Consider the following 223-nt stretch of genomic DNA (forward strand, 5'->3'; position numbering starts at 1 on the left):
TTCGAGCGGACCGTTATCATATGGATAACCTTGTTTGGAATATGAATGCCTAATCAGGTGCCGCTTTAACAGGCCTTCATAAGCAATACTGGTGTATTGTGAACCCATATCAGAGTGCAAAAAGGTTGGCTTAGAAGCCCTTCTCAAGGCTTGCAACAATGTCTTAATAATCAGTTTCGATGTCATCTCTTTGCCAATGTTGAAAGCGATGATTTGCTTACTA

Annotated in this window: 1 protein-coding gene; it reads right to left on the reverse strand. The window is 40.8% G+C overall.

The features are described from left to right. A partial coding sequence (locus FD47_RS14910) for a DDE-type integrase/transposase/recombinase (RefSeq protein WP_156404187.1) occupies positions 1–223 on the reverse strand: 223 nt, incomplete at both ends.

Origin of the sequence: Lentilactobacillus parafarraginis DSM 18390 = JCM 14109 (assembly GCF_001435895.1) — a bacterium.
GTDB lineage: Bacteria > Bacillota > Bacilli > Lactobacillales > Lactobacillaceae > Lentilactobacillus > Lentilactobacillus parafarraginis.